This is a genomic window from Dietzia sp. oral taxon 368, from assembly GCF_002999155.1.
Classification (GTDB): domain Bacteria; phylum Actinomycetota; class Actinomycetes; order Mycobacteriales; family Mycobacteriaceae; genus Dietzia; species Dietzia cinnamea.
In genome coordinates this window covers 2,405,955-2,430,406 of sequence record NZ_CP027238.1, presented here as the reverse complement: position 1 = coordinate 2,430,406, position 24,452 = coordinate 2,405,955, and the positions used below count along the sequence as shown (strand labels likewise).

23 protein-coding genes, 2 tRNA genes and 1 pseudogene are annotated in these 24,452 nt (G+C 69.9%); 6 read left to right on the top strand and 20 right to left on the bottom strand.

What is annotated here, in order from left to right; all coding sequences use genetic code 11:
• Window positions 1-189: 189 nt before the first annotated feature.
• From catC to C3V38_RS11320, 7 genes and pseudogenes are all read right to left on the bottom strand, one after another.
• Window positions 190-474, bottom strand: coding sequence for a muconolactone Delta-isomerase (gene catC, locus C3V38_RS11350; RefSeq protein WP_061228475.1), 285 nt, complete (start codon window positions 472-474; stop codon window positions 190-192).
• Between the two features lie 66 nt (window positions 475-540).
• Window positions 541-1,428, bottom strand: a pseudogene (locus C3V38_RS11345) (muconate/chloromuconate family cycloisomerase); the annotation flags it as partial.
• Between the two features lies 1 nt (window position 1,429).
• Window positions 1,430-2,698 carry an ATP-dependent Clp protease ATP-binding subunit ClpX gene (gene clpX / locus C3V38_RS11340; RefSeq protein WP_061228474.1) on the bottom strand — a complete coding sequence of 423 codons (1,269 nt, stop codon included), beginning with the start codon at window positions 2,696-2,698 and terminating at the stop codon, window positions 1,430-1,432.
• Between the two features lie 146 nt (window positions 2,699-2,844).
• Window positions 2,845-3,468 (bottom strand): ATP-dependent Clp protease proteolytic subunit, encoded by a 624-nt coding sequence (locus C3V38_RS11335; RefSeq protein WP_061228473.1) that lies wholly within the window; start codon window positions 3,466-3,468, stop codon window positions 2,845-2,847.
• 68 nt (window positions 3,469-3,536) lie between these two features.
• A complete protein-coding gene (locus C3V38_RS11330; RefSeq protein ID WP_007626671.1) occupies window positions 3,537-4,178 on the bottom strand; it encodes an ATP-dependent Clp protease proteolytic subunit in 642 nt (213 codons plus the stop codon).
• 237 nt (window positions 4,179-4,415) lie between these two features.
• Window positions 4,416-5,813: a trigger factor gene (gene tig, locus C3V38_RS11325; RefSeq protein ID WP_106385802.1), complete on the bottom strand. Its 1,398-nt coding sequence runs from the start codon at window positions 5,811-5,813 to the stop codon at window positions 4,416-4,418.
• A gap of 51 nt (window positions 5,814-5,864) precedes the next feature.
• Window positions 5,865-5,941 (bottom strand) — tRNA-Pro (locus tag C3V38_RS11320).
• Window positions 5,942-6,143: 202 nt separating this feature from the next.
• On the opposite strand from C3V38_RS11320, the gene C3V38_RS11315 reads away from it, so the two are divergent.
• Window positions 6,144-6,217: transfer RNA gene (locus C3V38_RS11315), tRNA-Gly, on the top strand.
• Between the two features lie 58 nt (window positions 6,218-6,275).
• Here C3V38_RS11315 and C3V38_RS11310 read toward each other — a convergent pair.
• The 3 genes from C3V38_RS11310 to C3V38_RS11300 all read right to left on the bottom strand — a co-directional run bounded on the left by C3V38_RS11310 (window position 6,276) and on the right by C3V38_RS11300 (window position 8,332).
• Window positions 6,276-7,112 carry an Fpg/Nei family DNA glycosylase gene (locus tag C3V38_RS11310; protein ID WP_106385801.1) on the bottom strand — a complete coding sequence of 279 codons (837 nt, stop codon included), beginning with the start codon at window positions 7,110-7,112 and terminating at the stop codon, window positions 6,276-6,278.
• 55 nt (window positions 7,113-7,167) lie between these two features.
• Window positions 7,168-7,641, bottom strand: a complete 474-nt coding sequence (locus tag C3V38_RS11305) for a ribose-5-phosphate isomerase (RefSeq protein ID WP_106385800.1) — start codon at window positions 7,639-7,641, stop codon at window positions 7,168-7,170.
• Window positions 7,642-7,705: 64 nt separating this feature from the next.
• The gene (locus C3V38_RS11300) at window positions 7,706-8,332 is read right to left on the bottom strand and encodes a DsbA family protein (RefSeq protein ID WP_106385799.1); all 627 of its coding nucleotides are present in this window, start codon (window positions 8,330-8,332) and stop codon (window positions 7,706-7,708) included.
• 109 nt (window positions 8,333-8,441) lie between these two features.
• Here C3V38_RS11300 and pepN point away from each other — a divergent pair, with 109 nt between their 5' ends.
• Window positions 8,442-11,051, top strand: a complete 2,610-nt coding sequence (pepN, locus tag C3V38_RS11295) for an aminopeptidase N (protein ID WP_106385798.1) — start codon at window positions 8,442-8,444, stop codon at window positions 11,049-11,051.
• 55 nt (window positions 11,052-11,106) lie between these two features.
• On the opposite strand, the gene C3V38_RS11290 is transcribed toward pepN, so the two are convergent.
• The gene (locus C3V38_RS11290; protein ID WP_061915736.1) at window positions 11,107-11,718 is read right to left on the bottom strand and encodes an HNH endonuclease; all 612 of its coding nucleotides are present in this window, start codon (window positions 11,716-11,718) and stop codon (window positions 11,107-11,109) included.
• A 514-nt stretch (window positions 11,719-12,232) separates the two neighbouring features.
• Here C3V38_RS11290 and C3V38_RS11285 point away from each other — a divergent pair.
• Genes C3V38_RS11285 through C3V38_RS11275 form a run of 3 tightly spaced genes read left to right on the top strand, consistent with a single transcriptional unit; the run spans window position 12,233 to window position 14,980 of the window.
• Window positions 12,233-12,628 (top strand): globin, encoded by a 396-nt coding sequence (locus C3V38_RS11285; RefSeq protein WP_061915758.1) that lies wholly within the window; start codon window positions 12,233-12,235, stop codon window positions 12,626-12,628.
• Window positions 12,625-14,217, top strand: a complete 1,593-nt coding sequence (locus C3V38_RS11280) for a glycoside hydrolase family 13 protein (RefSeq protein WP_106385797.1) — start codon at window positions 12,625-12,627, stop codon at window positions 14,215-14,217. Before C3V38_RS11285 ends, C3V38_RS11280 begins: the two co-directional genes overlap by 4 nt.
• A gap of 19 nt (window positions 14,218-14,236) precedes the next feature.
• Window positions 14,237-14,980: an SDR family NAD(P)-dependent oxidoreductase gene (locus C3V38_RS11275; protein WP_106385796.1), complete on the top strand. Its 744-nt coding sequence runs from the start codon at window positions 14,237-14,239 to the stop codon at window positions 14,978-14,980.
• Here the strand turns inward: C3V38_RS11275 and C3V38_RS11270 are convergent.
• Window positions 14,977-15,441, bottom strand: a complete 465-nt coding sequence (locus C3V38_RS11270; protein WP_254425955.1) for a hypothetical protein — start codon at window positions 15,439-15,441, stop codon at window positions 14,977-14,979. The genes C3V38_RS11275 and C3V38_RS11270 overlap by 4 nt on opposite strands.
• Between C3V38_RS11270 and C3V38_RS11265 the strand changes: the two genes are divergently transcribed.
• Entirely contained in the window at window positions 15,440-16,582 is a 1,143-nt protein-coding gene (locus C3V38_RS11265; protein ID WP_106386469.1) for an IS630 family transposase, read from the top strand. The two genes, C3V38_RS11270 and C3V38_RS11265, sit on opposite strands and share 2 nt — an antisense overlap.
• A gap of 27 nt (window positions 16,583-16,609) precedes the next feature.
• On the opposite strand, the gene C3V38_RS11260 is transcribed toward C3V38_RS11265, so the two are convergent.
• The 8 genes from C3V38_RS11260 to C3V38_RS11225 form a co-directional block, all read right to left on the bottom strand.
• Window positions 16,610-17,788: a site-specific DNA-methyltransferase gene (locus tag C3V38_RS11260; protein ID WP_063935581.1), complete on the bottom strand. Its 1,179-nt coding sequence runs from the start codon at window positions 17,786-17,788 to the stop codon at window positions 16,610-16,612.
• Window positions 17,785-18,477 carry a hypothetical protein gene (locus C3V38_RS11255; protein WP_061917288.1) on the bottom strand — a complete coding sequence of 231 codons (693 nt, stop codon included), beginning with the start codon at window positions 18,475-18,477 and terminating at the stop codon, window positions 17,785-17,787. The genes C3V38_RS11260 and C3V38_RS11255 overlap by 4 nt, the downstream gene beginning before the upstream one ends.
• On the bottom strand, window positions 18,474-18,959 hold the full coding sequence (locus C3V38_RS11250) for a thioesterase family protein (protein WP_083961772.1): 486 nt from the start codon (window positions 18,957-18,959) through the stop codon (window positions 18,474-18,476). Before C3V38_RS11250 ends, C3V38_RS11255 begins: the two co-directional genes overlap by 4 nt.
• Window positions 18,956-19,414: a thioesterase family protein gene (locus C3V38_RS11245; RefSeq protein WP_007626689.1), complete on the bottom strand. Its 459-nt coding sequence runs from the start codon at window positions 19,412-19,414 to the stop codon at window positions 18,956-18,958. Before C3V38_RS11245 ends, C3V38_RS11250 begins: the two co-directional genes overlap by 4 nt.
• Window positions 19,411-19,887 carry a thioesterase family protein gene (locus C3V38_RS11240; protein ID WP_106385795.1) on the bottom strand — a complete coding sequence of 159 codons (477 nt, stop codon included), beginning with the start codon at window positions 19,885-19,887 and terminating at the stop codon, window positions 19,411-19,413. The genes C3V38_RS11245 and C3V38_RS11240 overlap by 4 nt, the downstream gene beginning before the upstream one ends.
• 5 nt (window positions 19,888-19,892) lie before the next feature.
• Window positions 19,893-21,566, bottom strand: coding sequence for an energy-dependent translational throttle protein EttA (gene ettA / locus C3V38_RS11235; protein ID WP_061228462.1), 1,674 nt, complete (start codon window positions 21,564-21,566; stop codon window positions 19,893-19,895).
• A gap of 124 nt (window positions 21,567-21,690) precedes the next feature.
• Window positions 21,691-22,206, bottom strand: coding sequence for a single-stranded DNA-binding protein (locus C3V38_RS11230; RefSeq protein ID WP_063935582.1), 516 nt, complete (start codon window positions 22,204-22,206; stop codon window positions 21,691-21,693).
• Between the two features lie 166 nt (window positions 22,207-22,372).
• Window positions 22,373-24,403 carry a cytochrome c oxidase assembly protein gene (locus C3V38_RS11225; RefSeq protein WP_061230010.1) on the bottom strand — a complete coding sequence of 677 codons (2,031 nt, stop codon included), beginning with the start codon at window positions 24,401-24,403 and terminating at the stop codon, window positions 22,373-22,375.
• Window positions 24,404-24,452 lie beyond the last annotated feature (49 nt).

The window sequence follows — 24,452 nt, the reverse complement described above, 5'->3', positions numbered from 1 at the left end:
GAACCAGCGCACCTCGCGGAGGTCGCGCTGCGCCTATGCCCGCGGTAGTCGCGGAGGGGAGGCACCGACTGGCTCACCCGGTGCCCGGAACAACGCACCCGCCGCCGGGACGTCCTGGGAAGCGACGACGCCCCGGGGGGTGGACCGCGTGTTCCGCGCTCCGCCCCGGGGGCGTCCGACATGTCGCCGTCAGCCGTCGATCCGGGACGGGTGCCGGGTCAGGGCCATGACCTCGATGTCCATGAACGGGAACAGTGGGAGTTCCTGGAGGATCTCGTGGAGCTCGTCGCCGGACTCGACGTCGAAGATGCTGATGTTCGAGTACTGGCCGACGATGCGCCAGAGCTCACGCCACTTCCCGGACCGTTGCAGCTCCTGGCTGTAGGCCTTCTCGCGCGCCACGGTCTCGGCGCGGACCTCCGGGTCCAGGTCGTGCGGGATCCTGACGTCCATGCGGACGTGGAACAGTGCCATTGTCGGCCTCTCCTTCTTGTCGGTGGTGTGGGTCGGGCGCTTGTCAGTGGTGGGTCGGGGCGGTCATCAGCGGCGGGTGAACCGCTCCACCGCGTCGTGGTCGGGCTCCACGCCCAGGCCCGGTCCCTCCGGGAGGTGTACGCGGCCCTCCTCGTAGCGGATCGGCTCGGTGACGTACGTCTCGGCCAGCAGCAGCGGGCCGAAGAGCTCCGAGCCGTAGTTGAAGCCGGGCTCCGCGCAGGCCAGGTGCAGTGAGGCGACCGTGCCTATCGGCCCCTCCAAGGACGTCGCCGCGTGGCAGGCGATCCCCGCTGCGCGGGCGACCGCCACGGCCTCCTTGCCGCGGGTGAGCCCACCGAGCTTGGTGGTCTTGACCGCGATTACCCCGGCCGCGTCCCGACGGGCGACCTCGAGCGCGTCGTGCGGCGACTGGACCGACTCATCGGCCATGAACTGCACCGGCAGCGACCGGTTGAGCTCGGCGAGCACCTCGACCTGCTCGGTGGGGGTCGGCTGCTCGATGAGCTCGATCCCGGCCTCCACCAACGCGGGCAGATGCACATTGGCGGTGAACCGGTCCCAACGGGCGTTGATGTCCACCCGCAGACCGGCGCGACCGTTCAGCCGATCCGCGAGCGCGGCGATGCGGGCCACGTCCTCCGCCGGCTCCAGCGCGCCCATCTTCACCTTGAAACTGCGGTGACGATCCGCCGCCAGCAGCTCGTCGATCTCGGCGACCATCTCCTCGAGCGGCATGGCGCCCAGCGCCCAGGTGCACTCGATCGAATCACGCACCGCGCCGCCGAGCAGCGAGCGAACCGGCACGTCCGACGACCGGGCCCACGCGTCGAACATCGCGATCTCGAGGGCGGCCTTGGCGAAGCGGCCGCGGGCCACTACGCCCTCCATCGCCTCGATCACGGCGGGGATCTCCTCCACCCGCCGGCCGGTCAGCTCACGCCGAGCGCTCGCGGGGCTCCTCCTCGGAGACCGGGACGATCGTCGGGAGGACGTTGTCGCGCACCGTCTCGCCGGTGACCACCACGCGGGCGACGTCGTCGCGGCCCGGGATGTCGTACATCACCGGCAGGAGCACCTCCTCCATGATCGCACGCAGACCACGGGCGCCGGTGCCGCGAAGGATCGCCTGATCGGCCACTGCCTCGAGCGCGTCCTGCGTGAACTCGAGCTCCACGCCGTCCATCTCGAACAGGCGGGCGTACTGCTTGACCAGCGCGTTCTTCGGCTCGGCGAGGATGTTCACCAGGGCCTCGCGGTCGAGGCTCGTCACGGTCGCCACCACGGGCAGGCGCCCGATGAACTCCGGGATCAGGCCGAACTTGACCAGGTCCTCGGGCATGACCTCCGAGAAGTTGTCCGTGGTGTCCAGCTCGTTCTTACTGGCCACCTCCGCGCCGAACCCCAGGCCCTTGCGGCCCACGCGGTCGCCGACGATCTTCTCCAAGCCCTGGAACGCGCCGGCCACGATGAACAGCACGTTGGACGTGTCGATCTGGATGAACTCCTGGTGGGGATGCTTGCGCCCGCCCTGCGGCGGCACCGACGCCTGGGTCCCCTCGAGGATCTTGAGCAGCGCCTGCTGGACGCCCTCGCCGGACACGTCCCGCGTGATCGACGGGTTCTCCGCCTTGCGCGCGATCTTGTCGACCTCGTCGATGTAGATGATGCCCATCTCGGCGCGCTTGGTGTCGAAGTCAGCGGCCTGGATGAGCTTGAGGAGGATGTTCTCCACGTCCTCGCCCACGTACCCGGCCTCGGTCAGCGCCGTGGCGTCCGCGATCGCGAACGGCACGTTGAGCATCTTGGCGAGGGTCTGCGCGAGGTAGGTCTTGCCGCAGCCGGTCGGGCCCAGCATGAGGATGTTGGACTTGGCCAGCTCGACGCCGTCACCACGTCCGAGGGTCGCGCCCACGCGGATACGCTTGTAGTGGTTGTAGACCGCCACCGCGAGATTGCGCTTGGCCGCGTCCTGCCCCACCACGTACTCGTCGAGGAACGCGTGGATCTCGGCCGGCTTGGGCAGCGCGTCGAGACCCGCCTCCTGCGACTCGTCGACCTCCGACTCGATGATCTCGTTGCACAGCTCGATGCACTCGTCGCAGATGTAGACCCCGGGACCGGCGATCAGCTTCTTGACCTGCTTCTGACTCTTCCCACAGAAGGAACACTTCAACAGGTCGCCGCTCTCACCCACACGCGCCATGAGTTCTACGTCCTCGCATTCCGGGGGCGTCGATGTCACGCCCCGTAGTCGACGGTACGCGGGAGCGGCCACAAAAGCCGCCCCGCGCGATCAGTTCATTGCACCCGACGGCGCACCGCTCCCCTGAGCGGCGCGCCGCCGCCGCGTCAGTTGCCCGCCGACAGCTTGCGGTAGTCGAACACGGTGTCGATGATGCCGTAGTCCCTGGCCTCCTCGGCCGTGAGGATCTTGTCGCGGTCCGTGTCCTTGCGGATCTGGTCGGCGTCACGACCGGTGTGACGGGCGAGGGTGGTCTCCATGAGTCGACGCATCCGCTCGATCTCCGCGGCCTGGATCTCGAGGTCCGAGACCTGGCCCTGGATGCCGCCGGTGGCGGGCTGGTGGATGAGGATGCGGGCGTTGGGAAGCGCGGCGCGCTTGCCCTTCGTGCCCGCCGCGAGCAGCACGGCCGCGGCCGACGCGGCCTGCCCGAGGCACACCGTCACGACGTCCGGGCGCACGTACTGCATCGTGTCGTAGATCGCCATGAGCGACGTGAACGAGCCGCCCGGCGAGTTGATGTACATGGTGATGTCGCGGTCCGGATCCTGGCCCTCCAGGACCAGGAGCTGGGCCATGATGTCGTTCGCCGAGGCGTCGTCGACCTGGGTGCCCAGGAAGATGATGCGCTCCTCGAAGAGCTTGTTGTACGGGTTGGATTCCTTGACGCCGTAGCTGGAGTGCTCGACGAAGGACGGGAGAATGTAGCGCGAGGACGGCAGTGAGGTCATCGGGGACTCCGTGGTCGTGTGCGGGGCTGGACGGTCGGCGGGAGCGCTCCCGCCGGGGAAGGACTCGATCACGACGGCGAGGACCCGCCGGACTGGGACGCACGCGAGATAACGTGGTCGACGAAGCCGTACTCCTTGGCCTGCTCGGCCGTGAACCAGCGGTCGCGGTCGGAGTCCTCGGTGACCTGCTCGAACGACTGACCGGTGTGGAAGGCGATGAGCTCGGCCATCTCACGCTTGGTCGCCGCGAACTGCTCGGCCTGGATGGCGATGTCGGCGGCGGAGCCTCCGACGCCGGCCGACGGCTGGTGCATCATGATCTTGGCGTGCGGCAGGGCGTAGCGCTTGCCCTTCGTCCCGGCCGCCAGCAGGAACTGGCCCATCGAGGCGGCCAGACCCATGCCGTAGGTGGCCACGTCGCACTCGACGAACTGCATGGTGTCGTAGATGGCCATACCGGCCGTCACCGAGCCGCCGGGCGAGTTGATGTACATCGCGATGTCGCGGGAGGGATCCTCCGCGGCGAGCAGGAGCATCTGCGCGCAGAGGCGGTTGGCGATGTCGTCGTCGACCTGGGACCCCAGGAAGATGATCCGTTCCTGGAGGAGACGTTCGTACACCGAGTCGCCGAGAGTGAGTCCGTGGGACCCCGGCGAGTTGAGGGCGGGCTGTGTCGAACCGGGCTGAGCCGCTGAACCGTTCTGGGCCACGGGGAACCTACCTTCGCTCATCGTCTTCACCGCTCGCGCGGCGCCCGGCCGACCGGTGGCCGGGGAACCGTTACGTCAAACACTAACCAACGCCGGGGACGGAACCGTCCCGCCGGGGCGGGTGTTCGCTCTCAGCGTCGGCCGACCCCGCTCTCCGCCGGGGCAGCCCCTGACGAGGAGAGGGCCGGGGACCACGCGTGGTGGTCCCCGGCCCCCGGGTGCGACTGGGCGTGCCGATCAGGCGTCGGTGTCCTCGCGCGACTCGTCGACGGAGTCGGTCGCCTCATCGGCGGCGTCCTCGTCCGAGGCGTCCTCACGGGTGCCGAAGAACTCGGAGGTGTCCACGATGTTGCCCTCGGCGTCCTTGACGGTGACCTGCTGGATCACGTCGGCCAGAGCCTTGGAGCGGCGGACGTCGGAGAACAGCGAGCCGAGCTGACCGGCCTGCTGGATCTGCTGCACGAACTGGTTGGGGTCCATGCCGTAGCGCTGGGCCTGGAACAGGATGTGCTGCGTGAGCTCCTCCTGCGAGACGTCGGTGGAGGCCTCCTCGGCGACCGCGTCCAGCAGGAGCTGGCTACGGATGGCACGGGCGGTGGCCTCGAGCGTCTCCGCATCGAAGGTCTCGCGGTCGGTGCCCTCCGCGGCGAGCATGGAGTTGATCATGTCGTCGTCGTGCGCGGCATCGCCGAAGATCGAGTGCAGCTGCTGGTGCGCCTCGGCCTCGACGAGGGCGTCGGGGGTCGGGACGTCGGTGGCCTCGAGAAGCGCGTCGAGCACCTTGTCGCGGATCTCCCCGGCCAGGCCGGCCTTCGCCTGCTGGGCGACCTTCTCGGTGAGGTCGGCGCGCAGCTCCTCGAGGGTGTCGAACTCGCTGGCCATCTGGGCGAACTCGTCGTCGGCCTCGGGCAGCTCGCGCTCCTTGACCGACTGGACGGTCACCGTGATGACGGCCTCCTTGCCGGCGTGCTCACCGGCGACGAGCGAGGAGGTGAACTCCTTCGACTCGCCGGCCTTCAGGCCCTCGGCGGCCTCGTCGAGACCCTCGATGAGCGTGCCCGAGCCGAGCTCGTAGGACAGGCCCTCGGTGGAGGCGTCCTCGACCGGCTCGCCGTCGACGGTGGCGGCCAGGTCCACGGACAGGAAGTCGCCCTTGGTGGCGCCGCGCTCGACGCCCTTGAGGGTGCCGAAGCGGGCGCGGAGGTTGTCGAGCTCGGCGTCGACGGCGGCGTCGTCGGTCTCGGGCGCCTCGACGGTGACCTCGAGGTCCTCGAACTTCGGCAGGGTGATCTCCGGGCGGACGTCGACCTCGGCCGTGAACTCCACGACGTCGTTGTCCTCGAGCTTGGTGACCTCGATCTCCGGCTGGGCCAGGACCACGAGCTCGTGCTCGTCGACGGCCTGGCTGTAGCGCGCGGGGATCATGTCGTTGATGACCTGCTCGAGGACGGCCGGGCGACCGATCCGCGACTCGAGGAGCTTGGCCGGGGCCTTACCGGGACGGAAGCCCGGGATGTTGACCTGGCCGGCGAGCGACTTGTAGGCCTTGGCGAAGTCCGGCTCGAGCTCCGCGAACGGCACCTCAACGGTGATCTTGACCCGGGTCGGGTTGAGCTGCTCGACAGTGCTCTTCACGGTGATGTTCTCCTAGGAAGTCTTCTGGGGGTTCGTGTCTTTCGGCTCCGCTGGTCGGGATGACAGGATTCGAACCTGCGACCCTCCGCTCCCAAAGCGGATGCGCTACCAAGCTGCGCCACATCCCGGTGGGTCGCGCGGCCGACCGCCCCGCTGTCACGCACGGGGAATCCGCCGGGCCGCCAAACCAACTCGCCCAGTGTACGACAGGCCCACCTCGGCGCCGATTCCGACTTATCGGCCCGGGAGTTGGGAGCGCCGCGTGGCGTCCGGTAGTGTTGTCACAGCGTGAGCGGGACCGGGGAGGAAACCCCAGGTCAGGCCACCGACGCGGGTGTAGCTTAATGGTAAAGCCCCTGCCTTCCAAGCAGGATACGCGGGTTCGATTCCCGTCACCCGCTCCACAGAGAGCCCCGCCCGTCTCATCCGAGGGTTCGGGGCTGTTCCCGTCACCCCGCCCGGTCAGCCGCCGCGGCGCCCCGGTTGGCAGGTGGGACACCAGTACAGCGTCCGCGCCTCCATCGCCTCCGCACGCACCTCGTCCCCGCACACCCGGCACTCCCAGCCGTCGCGTTGGTAGACGTAATTGCGCGGCCGGTCGGCGCCCCGCCTCGGCACGTCTCCGTGATCGTGCTCGGGACGGATGGTGTGGATGGCCCCGGTCTCCACGCCCACCTCCATCAGCTGGACGAGGTCGTTCCACACGGCGTGGAACTCGGCGCGGTCGAGCTCCCTGCCGGGGAGGAACGGGGCGATCCCGTGTCGGAAGAGCACCTCGGCGCGGTAGACGTTGCCGACCCCGGCCAGGATCTTCTGATCCATGAGCAGGGCGCCGACGGGCCGCGCGCTGCGGGAGATCCGGGCCCAGGCCCGTTCGGGCTCCGCGTCCGGGTCGAGAGGGTCGGGGCCCAGTCGGTCACGCACGTCGCCGACCTCCGCCTCGGCGATCACCTCGCACCGGGTCGGTCCGCGAAGGTCGACCCAGTGCGCCGGCCCTCCGTCGGCGATCGCGCCCACCCGCATCCGCACCTGCCCGACCGGCGCAGGCGGGTCCTGCCCCTCGGGGACCAGGTGGGTGTCGAAGAAGCCGTACAGGCCTAAGTGGACGTGGACGGCGAGGCCGCCCTCGTAATGGTGGAAGAGGTGCTTGCCGACCGCCGTGGCGCGGTCGAAGTACCGGCCGTCGACGACGACATGGTCCGCGAACCGGCCCTGAGGGCTGGACACACGGACCGGCCCGCCTGCGAAGTACTCGGTGTGCAGGCGGGCCAGCCGGTGGAGGGTGTGCCCCTCAGGCACGGTGAGGATCTGGCACGGCGGAATCAGGCATCGCTGTGCTCGAGCGCGGTGGAACTCAGGCCCCGGGGACCGCGGGGGCCTCGCCGGTGCGCTCGTACTCGGCGAGGATGTCGATGCGCCGCTGATGCCGCTCGGCACCCGACCACTCCTGGTCGAGGAACGCGTCGACGATCGCCAGCGCCTCCTCCTGCGAGTGCATACGCCCGCCGATGCCGATCAGCTGCGCGTTGTTGTGCTCACGCGCGAGCCGAGCCGTCTCGACGCTCCACGCGAGGGCGCAGCGCGCGCCGGGCACCTTGTTCGCGGCGATCTGCTCCCCGTTGCCGGAGCCGCCCAGGACGATCCCGAGGCTGCCCGGGTCGGCGACGACCTTCCTGGCGGCGTCGATGCAGAACGCCGGGTAGTCGTCCTCGGCGTCGTACGTGTGGGCGCCGCAGTCGACGACCTCGTGGCCGGAGGCCTTCAGGTGCTCGGCGATGACGTTCTTGATCTCGAAGCCGGCGTGGTCCGCTCCCAGGTAGATGCGCATAGCGGCGATTCTGCCACGCCCCGGGTGCGCTCACCCCGGGGGCACCCGGGGCCGACATCGCCGCTCAGTCGAACCGCGGATCCTCCGTGCGGCTGCGCTTGAGCTCGAAGAAGTAAGGAAACCCGGCGAGCAGCGCGGCACCGTCGAACACCTTGCCGGCCTCCTCGCCTCGCGGGATGCGTGTCAGGACGGGCCCGAAGAAGGCCACCCCGTCGACGTGGACGACCGGGGTCCCGACCTCGTCGCCCACCGGGTCCATGCCCCGGTGGTGGGAGGCGCGGAGCTCGTCGTCGTACTCATCGGTCCCCGCTGCCGCGGCGAGGTCGGCGTCCAGGCCGGCGGCCTGGAGCGCCTCGGTGACGACGGTCGGGTCCTCGACGCCACGACCCTGGTCGTGGATACGGGTGCCCATCTCGGTGTACAGCGGCCCGAGGACCTCCTGGCCGTGGCGCTCGGCGGCGGCGATCGCCACCCGCACGGGGCCCCACGCGAGCTTCATCTTCTCCATGTAGTCCTCGGGCAGGTCCCGGCCGTCGTTGAGCACGGCCAGGCTCATGACGTTCCACGTCAGGGAGATCTCGCGGACCTTCTCGACCTCGAGGATCCAGCGGCTGGTGACCCACGCGAAGGGGCACAGCGGATCGAACCAGAAGTCGACGGAACGGGTGGTGGACTGCGTACTGGAGGTCATGTCCCCATCCTCCCCGTCCGGCGCGCGTGCCGCCACTGCCGCTTCCGTGTCGGGCCCGGGTGGTAGGACTGGTGCGGTAGACGAACCCCACCGAACCGAGGTCCCACAGATGCGCTCGCTCAACCTCACCCGCGCCGACGCCGCAGCGCGGTCGGAACTGCTCAGCGTCGAGTCGTACGACGTGGAGATCGATCTCACCGACGGCAGTGGCGGGCCCGGAACCGGTAGGTTCCGCTCGCGCACGGTGGTGCGGTTCTCCTGCGCGCGCCCGGGCGCGGAGACCTTCATCGACCTGCGGTCCGCCGTGATCAGGTCGGCGGTCCTCAACGGCCGGGAGCTGCTCCCGGCCGGGGATGAGAACCGGTACGACGACGAGGAGGGCCTCACCCTTCCCGACCTGCAGGAGTCCAATGAGCTCGTGGTGGACGCCGATCTGGCGTACACCACGACCGGTGAGGGCCTGCACCGGATGGTCGATCCGGCGGACGGGGAGGTCTATCTCTACTCCCAGTTCGAGACGGCGGACGCGAAGCGTGTCTTCGCCTGTTTCGACCAGCCGGATCTCAAGGCGAGGTACACGCTCACGGTGACGGCACCGGAGAAGTGGGTCGTGGTGGCCAACACCCTGGCCGAGGAGTCACCGGCGGAGGGCGGTGGCGTGGTCCACCGCTTCGCGCCGACCGAGATCATGTCCACCTACCTGGTCGCGCTCATCGCGGGTCCGTATCACGTGGTGGAGGACGCCTACACCGACGAATACGGCACCATCCCGCTGCGGCTGCTGTGTCGAGCCTCGCTCGCCGAGTACCTCGACGCCGATCGCCTCTTCGCGGAGACCAAGGAGGGCTTCGGCTTCTACCACCGCGAGTTCGGGCTGCCGTACGCGTTCGGCAAGTATGACCAGATCTTCGTCCCCGAGTTCAACGCGGGGGCCATGGAGAACGCCGGCGCGGTGACGTTCCTCGAGGACTACGTCTTCCGCTCCCGGGTGACCGGGTACCGCTACGAGCGGCGCAACGAGACGATCCTGCACGAGATGGCCCATATGTGGTTCGGCGACCTCGTGACCATGCGGTGGTGGGACGACCTGTGGCTCAACGAGTCGTTCGCCACCTTCGCCTCCGTGCTCGCCCAGGTCGACGCGACGCAGTACACGGAGGCGTGGACGACGTTCGCGAACGTGGAGAAATCGTGGGCGTACCGCCAGGACCAGCTGCCGTCGACGCACCCCGTGGCGGCGGACATGACCGATCTGGAGACGGTCGAGGCCAACTTCGACGGGATCACCTACGCCAAGGGCGCCTCGGTGCTCAAGCAGCTCGTCGCCTACGTCGGGCGCGAGCCCTTCCTTGCGGGTCTGCGCGCGTACTTCGCCGAGCACGCGTTCGGCAACGCCGAATTCGACGATCTGCTGTCGGCGCTGGAGGAGTCCTCCGGCCGCGACCTGTCCGGCTGGGCCGACCAGTGGCTGCGCACCACCGGAATCAACCCGATCTCCGTTGACGTGTCCGTCTCGGGTAGCGGAGCGAGTGCCCGCATCTCCGAGCTGACGGTGACCCAGGGTCCCGCAGCACCGGGGGCCGGCGAGCTGCGCACACACCGTCTGGGCGTGGGCCTGTACAACCGCGACAACTCCGGCGCGCTCGTGCGGACCGCCCGCGCCGAACTCGACATCGCCGGCGAGCGGACCGTCGTCGCCGACCTGGCCGGCCAGCCGGTGCCCGACCTCGTCCTGCCCAACGACGAGGACCTGACGTACTGCTCGGTCCGCCTGGACGAGCGGTCGCTGGCCACCGTCCTGGATTCCCTCGAGAACATCGTCGACCCGCTGGCGCGGACGCTGTGTTGGTCGGCGCTGTGGGAGATGACGCGGGAGGCACGGCTCCCCGCCCGTCGCTTCGTCGAGGTGGTCTCGCGTGCCGTCCCGCGCGAGCCCCAGATCGGCGTCGTCCAGCGCGTACTCACGCAGGCGCAGACCGCGTTGGCGCGCTACGCCGACCCGGACTGGGCGGCCGCGACCGGGTGGGCGACGTTCTCCGGGGCCATGCTCGCCGCAGCCCGCGACGCCGAGCCGGGTTCGGATCACCAGCTCGCGTTCCTCACCGCGCTGTGCGGGTGCCCGATCGGGATCGATCAGCAGCGTGTGCTCGGGACGCTCCTCGACGCGGGTGCCGAGGACGCGGGGCTGCCCGGCCTCATCGTCGACACCGATCTGCGCTGGACCGTGCTCACCGCACTCGTCGCCGCGGGCGTCGAGGGCACCGACCGCATCGATGCGGAGCTCGCCGCCGACGACACGGCCGGCGGGGCCCGCCGGGCCGCCACCGCGCGGGCGGCCCGCCCCTCCGTCGCCGCGAAGGAGGAGGCGGAGGAGTTGCTCCTGACCACAGGCGCCGACGCCCCGACCAACGCGATCGTGCGTGCCACACTCCTCGGGCTGGATCTGCCCGGCCACGAACACCTGCTCAGCGGCCTGTGCGAGCGCTACCTCGACGACGTCACCGCACTGTGGAAGGCGCGCCCCGGCGACCTCGCGCAGACCGTCGCCGAGGGCATCTTCCCTTCCTGGGCGGTCGACAGCGAGACCGTGGAGCGGTTCGAGCAGGTGATCGCCGACGAGTCGCGGCCGTCGTCGCTGCGTCGGATCATCGCCGAGCAGACCGCGGACATGACCCGCGCGTTGGCGGCCCGGGCCGTCGACGCCGCCGAGGCCGACTGACAGGTCCATCGCCGGGCAGGCGGCCGCGGCACCCCGGCCGCCGGACTTCGCTGGATCAGGCGGCGTCGAGATAGAGGTAGTCCTCCCAGTACGGGCCGATCTCCCGCAACTGCGAGACGAGTCGCCACGTCCGGCCCCGCGGGGCGACGAGCGGCACGTGGAGCTCCCAACCCAGCTCGGAGAGGAGTTTGTCCGCCTTGCGGTGGTTGCACGGTGCGCACGAGGCGACGCAGTTCTCCCAGTTGTGCGCTCCCCCGCGGCTGCGCGGGACGACGTGGTCGACGGTCGTGGCCTTGGCGTTGCAGTATCCGCAGCGGTGCCCGTCCCGGTGCATGAGCGCGGCGCGGGTCATCGGCACCTGCGTGCGGTATGGGATCCGGACGTACTCGCGGAGCCGGATGACGGAGGGCACACGCACCGAAGTGTCGACCGACCGCACCACGACCTCCACCGGGTGCTCGTGCACCACGTCGGCCTTCCCCCCCAGCAGCATCACCACGGCTCGGCGGGCAGGAAGGGCGGTGAGTGCCTCGTAGCTGGCGTTGAGCAACAGCACGCGCGGTGCCGACGCGAGCGGGACCGGCCGGTCCGGGACCGGCTCCAGTCGCTTGGGGGTCCGCGACCCCCGTTGTCGGTACTCCGAGTTCTCGCGCACTGCTGTGCCCATGGTCGGTCTCCGCCCGTCTGTTCCGAGCCCAGTGCACCATTCCCGACCGGGCCCGCAGTGAACCTTGCCTGCAACGATGATGCACCTTCGGTGAACTCTTCGCGCGGATTACAGGCGAGCGGGCTCGCCGAGTCGCCCTGCCAGGATCAGTAGCGGCGGGGGCGGCGGGGGCGGCGCCGATTGCGCTCCGTGACGCCGCGCTCGGGAGAACCGCGCCGGTCGGACCGCATGCCCCTCGGGTTCTGGACGTAACCATGTAGGTCCGGAGCCCGGATCACCACCATGGTTACGTCCACAGTCGCCACGAGTGCGTCCATATCGACACACGCCGGGGCGTGGCCGGGGCCGCGGCCGGGCCGGGGCGTGGCCGGGGCCGCGGGCGGGGCGGGCACGAGCGCGGGTCAGGGGTGGGGGGTGACGCGGGCGGGTCAGGGGTGGCTCCACCACCCGCGAGGGGGTCCGCGGGTGTCCGCCCTGGCGGCCCGCAGGTGACTACACAGGCATCATGGAGGCCATGAGCAGCAGCACGTTCTATGACGAGGTCGGTGGGGCGGAAACGTTCCGGAAGATCGTCCACGAGTTCTACCGCCGCGTGGCGGACGACCCCGTGCTGCGCCCGATGTACCCCGAGGAGGACCTGGGCCCCGCCGAGGACCGCCTGCGGATGTTCCTCGAGCAGTACTGGGGAGGCCCCACCACCTACTCCGAGCAACGCGGGCACCCGCGACTGCGGATGCGGCACAACCCGTACGTCGTCGACCGCGCCGCCCACGACGCGTGGCTCACCCACATGCTCGCGGCGGTCGAGACGATCGACCGCGACACCCTGGACGACGAACACCGCGCCGCGCTGGTGGACTACCTCACCCGCGCCGCCGCGATGATGGTCAACACCGCGGACGCGCCGTGACCCCGTCCCCCGCGCACGCCCGGCGAGCATGGGACGACATGGTCCTGTACCAGATCTACCCACGCTCGTTCGCCGACTCCGACGGTGACGGCGCGGGGGATCTGCAGGGCGTCCTCGACCGCGCGGGACACCTCGAGACGCTCGGAGTGGACGGGATCTGGCTCTCGCCGATCATGCGGTCGCCGGGCGTCGACCACGGATACGACGTCTCGGACCCGCGGGACGTGGACCCGCTGTTCGGGGACGTCGCCACCCTCGAGCGGCTACTCGAGCGACTGCACGCCGTGGGCATGGTGCTCATCATGGACCTCGTGCCCAACCACACCAGCGTGGAGCACCCGTGGTTCGCGGCCGCGGTCGCCGCCGGGCCGGGCAGCCCCGAGCGGGCACGCTACTACTTCCGCGACGGGCGCGGCGAAGACGGATCGGAACCGCCCAACAACTGGCCGTCCGTCTTCGGCGGCCCCGCCTGGACTCGCATCACCGAGCCCGACGGCACGCCCGGGCAGTGGTACCTCCACCTCTTCGCCCCCGAACAACCGGACCTCGACTGGTCGCACCCGGACGTCGCCGACGATCTCGAGCACACCCTGCGGTTCTGGCTCGACCTGGGAGTGGACGGGTTCCGGATCGACGTCGCGCACGGCCTCGCCAAACCCGCCGACCTGGCGGACCTGCCCGACGACGTGGAGATCGCGCAGCTCGTCGTCGACACCCGTGACGCACGGTGGGACCAGCCCGGCGTCCACGATGTCCACCGACGGATCCGGCGCGTCCTCGACGACCACCCCGGCACCGCCGCCTTCGGTGAGGTCTGGGTGGGCTCGGTCGAGCGGTTCGCGCGCTACCTCCGGCCCGACGAGCTGCACTTCGCGTTCCACTTCGCCCTCACGGGCGCCCCGTTCGAGGCGGCGGCGATCCGCGCGGCGATCGACTCCACCCTCGAGGCCGCCCGCGTCTCCGGCGCCGCCCCCACATGGGCGTTGTCGAACCACGACGTCGTGCGCGAGGTGACCCGCTACGGCAACGGCGCCACCGGCACAGCCCGCGCACGCGCCATGCTCCTCGTCGCGCCCGCCCTGCCGGGCATCACGTTCGTCTACAACGGCGCCGAACTCGGCCTGCCCAGCGACTACTCCATCCCTCACGATCGGCTCACCGATCCGACCTGGGAGCGCACCGCCCACGCCGAGACCGGGCGTGACCACTGCCGCGTTCCCATCCCGTGGGACGGCGACCGGCCGCCGTACGGGTTCTCGGACTCGCCGCGGACCTGGCTGCCGATGCCCGACGGCTGGGCACCGCTGACGGCGGCAGCGCAGGAGACCGACCCCGATTCCACGCTGGCGCTGTATCGGCGAGCGATCGAGATCCGGCGGTCGTGGCCTCCCACGGGGTCCTCGACGATCGGGTGGGACGACAAACTTGACGGGTGTCTACTGTTCTGGCGCGAGGACGGCCCGGTCCTGTGCATGATCAATACAACGCGTCACGCGGTGCAGCTGCCCGAGGGTGACGTGGTGCTCGCGTCGGGCCCCCTCGACGGGAGCAGACTGCCACCGGACACCGCCGTGTGGCTCCAGCGCTGACGATCGAAGGGTGCGGGATATGCGACTTTCCGGTAAGACGGCCATCGTGACCGGAGGGGCCGGCGGCATCGGCCGCGGCATCACGCGCGCGTTCGTCGCCGAGGGAGCCCGAGTCCTGGTGGTGGACATCAACGACGAGGCCGGGGAGGCGCTCGCCGCCGAACTCGGAGACGAGGTGCGGTACCTGAACTCAGACATCTCGGTGGAGGCCAACGCGGAGAAGATCGTCGCCGCCGCCGTCGACGCCTTCGGCCACCTCGACGTGCTGGTCAACAACGCGCACGCCTCTCGTCAGGCCCCACTGTTGCAGACCACCGGCGGCATGATGGACCTGTCGTTCAACACCGGCTTCTACCCCACGTTCTGGCTCATGAAGGCCGCGCATCCGCACCTGGCGGCGCAGGACGGCTCGGTGATCAACTTCGCCTCCGGCGCCGGGATCGACGGTAGCGCCACCCAGGCGTCCTACGCCGCCGCCAAGGAGGCGATCCGCGCGATCAGCCGGGTGGCCGCCAACGAGTGGGCGCGCGACGGGATCAACGTCAACGTCATCTCACCGCTCGCGCTCACCGAGGGCGTCGAGGCGTACATCGAAGCGAACCCGGGGATCGAGGAGAAGCTGCTCGCGGGCACCCCGATGCGGCGATTCGGCGACCCCGAATCCGACATCGGGCGGGTCGCCGTGTTCCTGGCCAGCGACGACGCGTCCTATATGACCGGGCAGACGATGATGGTCGACGGCGGCAGCCTCATGCTCCGCTAGTGGGCATCTCCGTTAGTTCGTCGGGGGTCGGTGATCCAGGCGGTGGGGTCGCCGAGATAGAGGCCGCAGGCGGTGTCGAGGGCTTCTGCGGGAGTGCCTGAGGGCCATCCGTTTGGCAGGGCGGCTTGCTGGTAGTCGTCGTGGCTGGCGCGGTAGATCGCAAAACCCCACTGGCTGGCTGATCCGGCGTAGCGCAGTCGGCAGAGCTTGACTTCGTCCCCGTCGGTCAAGGTGGCATCGATGTAGGCGAATCCGGCCCGGTAGCGGGTGTGCAGGGCCTGGATCTGGGGCCACCGTTCGGCAGCGCGGGCCAGGAGTTTCTGTCGCAGTGAGGTCTGTGTCGAGTCGGGGATCTTGGCCATGGTCTCCATCATCGCCGCCGCCGTTTCTCGCCCTCGACTTTCGGCTTGTTCCGGCGTGGCGGCTTGGCGGGCGCCGCTGGGTGCGTCAGAAATGAACATGCCTCCCACCAGCGCCGTTATCGTCATCCTGTCCGGCAAAGAACGCGACGTGCTGACCCGCCGCGCGCACGCTGCTCGTTGTGCGCACCGCGATGTACTGCGAGCCCGGATCGTCCTGGCGGCCGCTGCCGGTGATGCCAACGCTGCGATCGCCCGCGAGGTCGGGGTGTGCGAAGACACGGTGCGCCAGTGGCGGCATCGGTTCTGCACCGAGCGCCTGGAGGGTCTCAAAGATCGGCCCCGCTCGGGACGACCGCGAGTGTTCACCCCCGTCGAGGTCGCCCAGGTCAAAGCGTTGGCGTGTACGCGCCCGGCTGACCACGGTCTGCCACTGACCAGATGGTCGGCCGCCGAGTTGAGAGCCCACGCCGTGGCCACAGGGCTGGTGCGCCCCGTGGCGTCGGCGACGATCGGGCGCTGGCTGGCCGCAGATGCGATCAAGCCGTGGCAGCACCGGTCGTGGATTTTTCCCCGCGACCCCGACTTCGCCGTCAAGGCCGCCCGGGTGCTGGACCTGTACCACCGGCGCTGGAACGGCGTTGCTCTCGGCGACGATGAGTACGTCATCAGTGCGGACGAAAAATCACAGCTCCAAGCCCTCAAACGCCGTCACGCCGAGACTCCCGCCAGGCCCGGTCAGCCGCGGCGCGTGGAGTTCGAGTACCGCCGCGGTGGGACGTTGGCCTACTTCGCCGCCTACGACGTCCACCAGGCCCGCGTGATGGGGATGACCGCACCCAAGACAGGGATCGCCCCGTTCACCGAACTGGTCGAGCAGGTGATGACCCAAGAGCCATACGCATCCGCGAAGCGAGTGTTCTGGGTCGTCGACAACGGCTCATCCCAAGCAGGTCAGGCCTCGAAAGACCGGATGCGTCATGCGTTTCCCAACGCGGTCCTGGTGCACCTTCCGGTGCACGCCTCGTGGCTCAACCAGGTCGAAATCTACTTCTCGATCCTGCAGCGCAAAGCCATCGCCACCGGCGACTTCGCAGACCTCGACGATCTCGCCGCACGCATCCTCGCGTTCCAGGATCGCTACAACCGAAGCGCCGAACCGTTCGGCTGGAAGTACACCCGCGACGACCTCAACCGCCACCTCGACCGCCTCAACAACGACGGCACCCTCCGCGCAGCATGACCCCCGACGAACTAACGGAGATGCCCACTAGTCACCGGCCCGAAGCCTCGGCACCAGCACGTCGCGGACGGTGTCGGGGTTGCGTTCGACCACCACCCACCGTCGTCCCAGCCCGCGGGCGGCCACCGCCGTCGTCCCCGATCCCGCGAACAGATCCACTACCAACTCGCCGGGTTCGGTGGCCAGCTCGACGATCCGCCGCATCAGCGCCTCCGGCTTGGGCGTGCGGAACCCGTCGACCCCGGCCGCCCGCAGCTCGGCGCGGGCGGTGTCGGTGGAGCCGACCTCCTGGGCCAGCCAGATCGTCTTGAGCTTCTTGATGCGGCCCGACTCGAATCTGTCGCGCTGGTACACGTCCACGCGCGGGCCGCTGCGCCCCCGGACGGTGCGGCACACCAGGTCCCCCACCCGCTCGCGAGCCCGGTCGCGCGACCAGCGCCACACCGCCGGCGTGAGGTCGCCGAACACCGGGAGGATCTCGACCAGGCCCGGGCCGGGCTCCACGGAGACGGCACCGGTCACGGGATCGCCGTAGAGCGGGTAGGTCATGGTGGGCGTGGTGCGCGGGTTGAAGCGCTTGTTGGTGTTGCGCAGCGGCAGGAGCCTGAAGCTGACGCCGTCGCCGTCCGTGAGCGGGAAGTCTGCGGGGTCGACCGCCGAGGCGACGCCTCCGGCGAGCCGCACGAGCTCGGGGTCGCGAGCGTACACCATGAGTCGGTCGTGGGACCCGGCGAAGAACCGGTCCAACTGGCGGCCCTTGGGGTTGCTCTCCACCGTGAGGTCGGCGATGAAGGCGTCGGTGCCGAAGACGTCGTCGAGCAGGCAGCGGACGCGGTGGGCCTCGGCGTCGTCGAGGTGGACCCACACGGTCCCCGTGTCGGCGAGCAGATCGCGGGCGACGACGAGGCGGCTCTCGATGTAGTCGAGCCACTCGAGGCGCGGCATGTTGTCGTGGTAGGAGTCGAATCGACCGCCGCGGTTGTACGGCGGGTCGAGGTAGACGAGCTGAGCGGCGCCGGCGGGCGCGAGGTCGTGCCCGGCCAGGGCGTCCGCGGACTCGGCGATCCGCGCTCCGTCGCCGACGAGGACGGCGCCGGCGTGCTCGCCGGGGAAGACCGCCTCGATCCGTGGGGGCGGCCCCTGCTCGGCGGGGGCCGGGACGCGTCCGCGCCCCGGCCACGAGATCGAGAACCCCGGGGAGGTCACCGCAGCGGTTCGAGGGTGAGGGCGTCCGTGCGGCGGAACGCCGTGCCGTAGCGGGCGTCCAGACGCAGCCAGGCGCCGCGTTCGCTCACCCGGACCGGCTCGCCCTCGGGGGCGCGGCCCGCCTTTTCCGGGACGAACCCGCACATCACCACGGAGAACACCGTGCGCATGTCCACGCCGACGGGGTGGTCGGTGTCCGCGCGGACGGTCAGCGCCTCCTGGTCGAGCAGCGAGGGCGGAAGTCCGGCCGGGCCGGCGTTCTCGCGCGCGGCCTCGCGCCCCGACTCGGTGAGGTCGAGGAACACCTGCGCGGGCACGTCCTCGACGCGGGTGAACCCGTCCGTGGGCGGCAGCAGCCCCTGCCAGGCGGAGACCAGAGGCATGCCGGGGTCGATGCGCCCCTCGAGGTCGCCGCGCTGCAGGACGTCGAGCTCGGTGAGCAGGTGGTCGGCGCCGCAGACGACGTCGCCACCGGGGCACGAACCGCCGAGGACACGGACGACGAGCGCGCCGAAGGGGGTGCGGCCCCACACCCGCATCCGGTCCCCGCTCGAGGTGAGCCGGACGACGGCCGCCTCGTCGAGCCGCAGGAGCCGACGCAGGAGGGTCCGCAGGTCGTCGCGGTCGGCGGGATCCGGGATGCGGATCACGCTCTCCCCCTGCGCCGGGATCGGCCCGGGCGCCGTCACGCCGCGTCCTCGTGCCGGAACTCCAGGAGATAGCCGCGCTCGTCGCGCGTGAGCCGGCGGGGTCGCTGGGTGACGAGGTCGAAGGCGGCGATGGTGGCGGTGCAGTCCACCTCGGGTGGCGCAGAGTCCGGGGTGGTGCGCGCGCGGACCTCGTGTCGCGCCACGAACAGAGCACCGCCGACCTTCTCGCACCACATCCGCACACGGATGGGCCCGTCGGCGTGGCGGATCTGGCCGCGGTACCTGACCGCCAGGTCGGTCATCACCGCGCCGGCGGTGAGCGTGGCGGTCGGCAGCCCCTCGGAGAAGAGCCACGGGATCCGCGCCTCCTCGATGAGGGTGATCATCCGCGCGTGGTTGACGTGGCGGTAGAGGTCCTGGTCCGACCAGCGGACGGGCATCGCCGAGGTGAACACCCGACGTCCCGGCTCCCCCGACACGCCCAGCGGGCCGCCGGCCTCGTAGACGAGTTGGTCTGTCACCCGGCCGTCCCCTGGTCCGTGATCGCGGCCGGCTGACGGGCGGCCTCCAGCACGTTGCGGACCCCGGACGGGATCTCCACCGCCGACGAGGTGGAGGTGTCATAGGCGACCATGACCACCCGCAGCGTGCAGCAGACCTCGCCCGCGGCGTCGTAGATCGTCTGCCGGATCTGGTACGAGGTGGTGCCGACGTGCTCGACCTCGATCTCCACGTCCACTGTCGTGGAGTCCCGCAGGACGGGCCGCAGGTGGTCGATCTCGGTCCGGCGGACCACCTGCGGGAGGTTCCCGAGGCCGAACGGCCCGAAGCGGCTGCGGATGAACAGGATCCGCGCCTCTTGGGCGTACTCGATGTACTTGATGTTGTTGACGTGCCCGTACTGATCGAAGTCCGCCCACCGCACCTGCAGGGTGCAGCGGAACGTCCCGGCGTCCGTCGCGTCGCGTGACGTCATCCCGCATCCTCCCGGTGGCCGAGCAGCGCGGCGCGCTCCTCGGGATTGATCTCCAACGTAGTGGTCTCGTCGGCCGCCGTCACCACCATAACGGTGTCGACGACCGCGCACGGCTCGGGGCCCGTGGACTCCGTGCCGATCGAGGTCCGCATGGTGTACGAGGTGCGGCCGACGCGCAGTGTCCGCACTTCGACCCACACCTCGGGCACACCCATGACGATGGTGCGACGGAAATCGATCTCCATCCACCGCGCCAGGGCGATCGGCACCCACGATCCCGGGACGTCGAACTTCTCACGGAAGAACATCATCCGGGCGTCCTGGGAGAACTCCTGGAACCGCACGTTGTTGACGTGCGAGCCCACGAAGTCGGAGATGCGCAACGGGATGCGGACCCGGTGCACGGCGCCCGGCGCACCGCTCTCGGCCGGAGCCGGAGCGGTGCCCGTGTCGCGGGTGGCCGGTGTCGCCATGGACGTCAGCCCCGGGTGAGCTTGCGGTGGGTGACCCGGCTCGGGCGGGCCGCGTCGGGGCCGAGGCGCTCGACCTTGTTCTTCTCGTAGCCCTCGAAGTTGCCCTCGTACCAGTACCACTGGCCCTCGGCTACGTTGCCCTCCCAGGCGAGGATGTGGGTACAGGTCCGGTCGAGGAACCACCGGTCGTGCGAGATGACCACGGCGCAACCGGGGAACTCCTCGAGGGCGTTCTCCAGGCTGCCGAGGGTCTCGGTGTCGAGGTCGTTGGTGGGCTCGTCCAGCAGGATGAGGTTACCGCCGACCTTGAGGGTCAGCGCCAGGTTGAGGCGGTTGCGCTCACCACCGGAGAGGACTCCGGCCTTCTTCTGCTGGTCCGGGCCCTTGAAGCCGAACGCGCTGAGGTAGGCGCGCGAGGGCATCTCGTTCTGGCCGACCTCGATGAAGTCCAGGCCGTCGGAGACCACTTCCCACACCGACTTCTCGGGGTCGATGTTGGCGCGGTTCTGGTCGACGTAGCTGAGTTTGACGGTGTCGCCGATCCGGACGCTGCCGGCGTCCGGCTCCTCCAGTCCGACGATGGTCTTGAACAGCGTCGTCTTACCGACACCGTTGGGGCCGATCACGCCGACGATGCCGTTGCGGGGCAGCGTGAAGGACAGGTCCTTGATGAGGATCCGGTCGTCGAAGCCCTTCTGGAGGTCGTTGACCTCGACCACCACGTTGCCGAGGCGCGGCGGGGTCGGGATCTGGATCTCCTCGAAGTCCAGCTTCCTGTGCTTCTCGGCCTCGGCCGCCATCTCCTCGTACTTGGCCAGTCGGGCCTTGGACTTGGACTGGCGGGCCTTGGCGCCGGAGCGCACCCACTCGAGCTCGGCCTTGAGGCGCTTCTGCAGCTTCTGGTCCTTCTTGCCCTGGACCTCGAGCCGCTCGGCCTTCTTCTCCAGGTAGGTGGAGTAGTTGCCCTCGTAGGGGTGCAGCTTGCCGCGGTCGACCTCACAGATCCACTGGGCGACGTGGTCGAGGAAGTACCGGTCGTGCGTGACGGCCATGACGGCGCCGGGGTAGCTGGCGAGGTGCTGCTCGAGCCACAGCACGCTCTCGGCGTCGAGGTGGTTGGTGGGCTCGTCGAGCAGCAGCAGGTCGGGCTTGCTCAGCAGCAGCTTGCACAGCGCGACGCGGCGGATCTCGCCACCGGACAGGTTGGTGACCGGCGCGTCACCCGGCGGGCAGCGGAGCGCGTCCATCGCCTGCTCGATCTGCGAGTCGACCTCCCAGGCGTCGACCGCGTCCAGGTACTCCTGGAGGACGCCCATCTCCTCCATGAGCTCATCGGTGTAGTTGGTCGCCATCTCCTCGGCGACCTCGTTGTACCGCCGCAGCTTGACCATGGTCTCGCCGAGGCCGTCCTCGACGTTCTCCTTGACGGTCTTGTCCGGGTCGAGCTCGGGCTCCTGCAGGAGGATCCCGACCGTGGCCTCGGGGTCGAGGAATGCCTCGCCGTTGGACGGCTGGTCCAGGCCGGCCATGATCTTGAGGATCGAGGACTTACCGGCGCCGTTGGGGCCGACCACGCCGATCTTCGCACCGGGGTAGAAGGCCATCGTGACGTCGTCGAGGATCACCTTGTCCCCGTGCGCCTTACGAACCTTCTTCATGGTGTATATGAACTCGGCCATTCTACCCTCTCACCTGCACAAATAGGTCACATCACCGCGGCGGGCCGCGGGCACGACCCCCATGTTACGTGTCCGCCCGCGGCCCCGGCGTCCCCGGCGGACGCCGCCCCCTCCCCCGGTGCGTCTACCCGCCGGCGACCCCCACGAACTCGCCGTCGCCGGCCGGTACCGCCCCCGCCGCGTCGAGGTCGTGCGACCCGATCTCCATCGCGTCCTCGTCCTCCTCGGACAGGCCGCGCAGACCCGGCTCGCCGCCGTCGGTCGCCCCCTCCCCGGGCGCGTCCGGCTTGGCCCGGCGCACGGTGACGTCCATTCGGGACAGGTCCGGGCCCAGCGCGCTGACCCGCATCTCCAGATCGCGCATGAGGTGACCGTCGCGCTCGTACTCGTTGGTGAGCAACCGGCCGTGGACGATCACGCCGTCGCCCTTGCAGATCGACCCGGACGCCCGCTGCGCGAGCCGGCCCCAGCAGTTGGCCGAGAAGTACAGCGTGCCGCCGGTCTTCCACTCCCCCGACGTCCGGTCCTGGTAGCGGGTGTTGCTGGCGACCCGGAAGGAGAACACCTGGTCGTCGCCGACGCGCCGGGTGGTGGGGTGGGTGATCACGGTTCCGCGGACTGTGGTCTGGGCTTCGTTCATGGGCTCGCTCCTGTCACGCTCGGCCGACCGTGCGCCGGCCTCGTGCCCTGCAGAGTGCCGCACCTCGTCGTCGTCACCCCTGGTCCCCACCGCGCGCGGTGGTCACCCTGTGGAGAGGGGGCGGGGTGTGGAGAGGAGGGGTGCGACGACGACGAGGTGCGCGACCTCAGCGCCGGCGGTCCGCGCGAGACATCTCGGCGAGCATCTCGTTATAGGCCCTGAGCTCGGCGTCGTCGTCCCGGTCGGCCTGCCGCTCCCCGCGCCGCGCCTCGCGCATGTCGCTCTGGTACCACTGCCACGCCAGGGCCAGCATGACGATCACCAACGGGATCTCCCCCATCGCCCAGGCGACGCCGCCGCCGACCCGCTGACTCTGCAACAGGTCCGGGATCCACGGCAGGCCGATGCCCGAGTACCAACCCTCCGCCAGCACCGTGGGGTAGTTCATGAGCAGGATGCCGAAGAACGCGTGGAACGGGAGCGAGGAGAGCAGCACCATGAGCTTGTACATCGGCGAGAAGTGCCGCGGTGCCGCGTCCACGCCGATGATCACCCAGTAGAACAGGTAGCCACTGATGAGGAAGTGGACGTTCATGAACATGTGGCCCAGGTGCTCGGAGGCCAGCGTCTCGTAGAACCCGCCGAAGTAGATGATGTAGAAGCCGGCCACGAACTGCACCGACGCGACGATGGGGTGGGTGAGGAATCGCGAGATCGGGCTGTTGATGAACTCGACCAGCCACTCGCGCGGCCCCGGCGGGTTGCCCCGACCGGCCGCCGGCAGCGCCCGTAGCGCGAGCGTGAACGGGCCGCCCAGCGCGAGCAGGACCGGCACCAGCATCGAGATGATCATGTGGCCCACCATGTGGCTGGCGAAGTCGGCCATCATGAACATCCCCATGCCCGAACTGGTCGTGAGGAAGAGGATCACGCAGCCGGACACCCAGAAGGCGGTGCGGCCGGCCGGCCACGAGTCACCGCGCCGGCGCAGGCTGAACAGCCCCCACAGGTACAGGCCCAGCAGGATCACCGCGGCGAGCCCCAGGACGAGATCGAAGCGCCACGTGCCGAACACGGTGCCGAATCCAAATGGGCCGGGCAGCTCGAAGCCGAGCAGCGCCTCCTGGCGGGTGGGCACGTACAGCGGCGCCGGCGGCGGGGTTCGACCCAGTGACACGGACAGTCCGATGGTGCCCGCCATGATGACGGACTCGGTGAGGATGATCCGCAGCATCGTCGCGCGGTCCACCGGGGCGTTGGCGCCCTTGGACTCGATCCGGTTGATGACCCGGCGGCGCACCGCCAGGCCGAACAGGGCGAGCAGGCACAGCACGAGCGCCTTGCACACCACCAGCAGCCCGTAGGTGGAGGTGAACAGGTCGGCGGGGTGCAGGCGCACGATCGCGTTGATCACGCCCGACAGGCCCAGCGCGATGATCGCCACCGTCGCCACCGCCGAGTAGCGACGCAGGGCCAGGGCCACCCGCGTGCCGCCGACCCACGTGTGGGCGATCACCGCGACGAGCCCGCCGATGTAGAACGCGGCACTGAACAGGTGGATGATCAGCGAGTTGGTGGCGATGTCGTGCGCGGTGCTACCCGAGGCGTGGCCCGTGGCCGCCACCGGTAGCAGCGAGAGCGCGGTGACGGCGAGCCAGATGACCGACCAGCGCCAGCTCAGCGTAAGTCGCTGCCCGATCCCGGCGACGAGCGCGATGATCGCGGCCCACCGCCACGAGGACGCCACGTCGATCTGGTTGATCGCCACCAGCCACTGGTCCGGCGGCAGCGACTGGAAGAACGTGCGCCCGGAGACGTCGGAGAGGGTCAGCGGGATGAGCAGCGCCGCCGCGACCGCCCAGGCGATGTTGGCCCAGGACGAGATCTGCTGCATGCGGTAGCCGTCCACATCGAGCGTCTTGTCCTTCTGCGGCGGAGTGAAGAACGCCGCGAACAGGGCGGCACCCACCGCCACCGACGCGAGCAGTTCGCCGATGGACCGCAGCGCCGGCAGCCCGGCCGTGGTGAGTACGCCCGGGTCGGGCACGCCCACCAGCTCCAGCGCGACGTCCCGCGACAGCGCGGAGAGCGGGATGACCACCGCGGCCGCCACCGCCGCGAGGAGCAGGACGAGCAGGACGATACTGCGGGTTCCGAGCCGCCCGGTGGTGGCTGGGGCGGTCTTCGACGACGTCATGACCACCATCGTAAGAACCCGGGCGCCCCCGGGCCGATTCGCCGGTGCC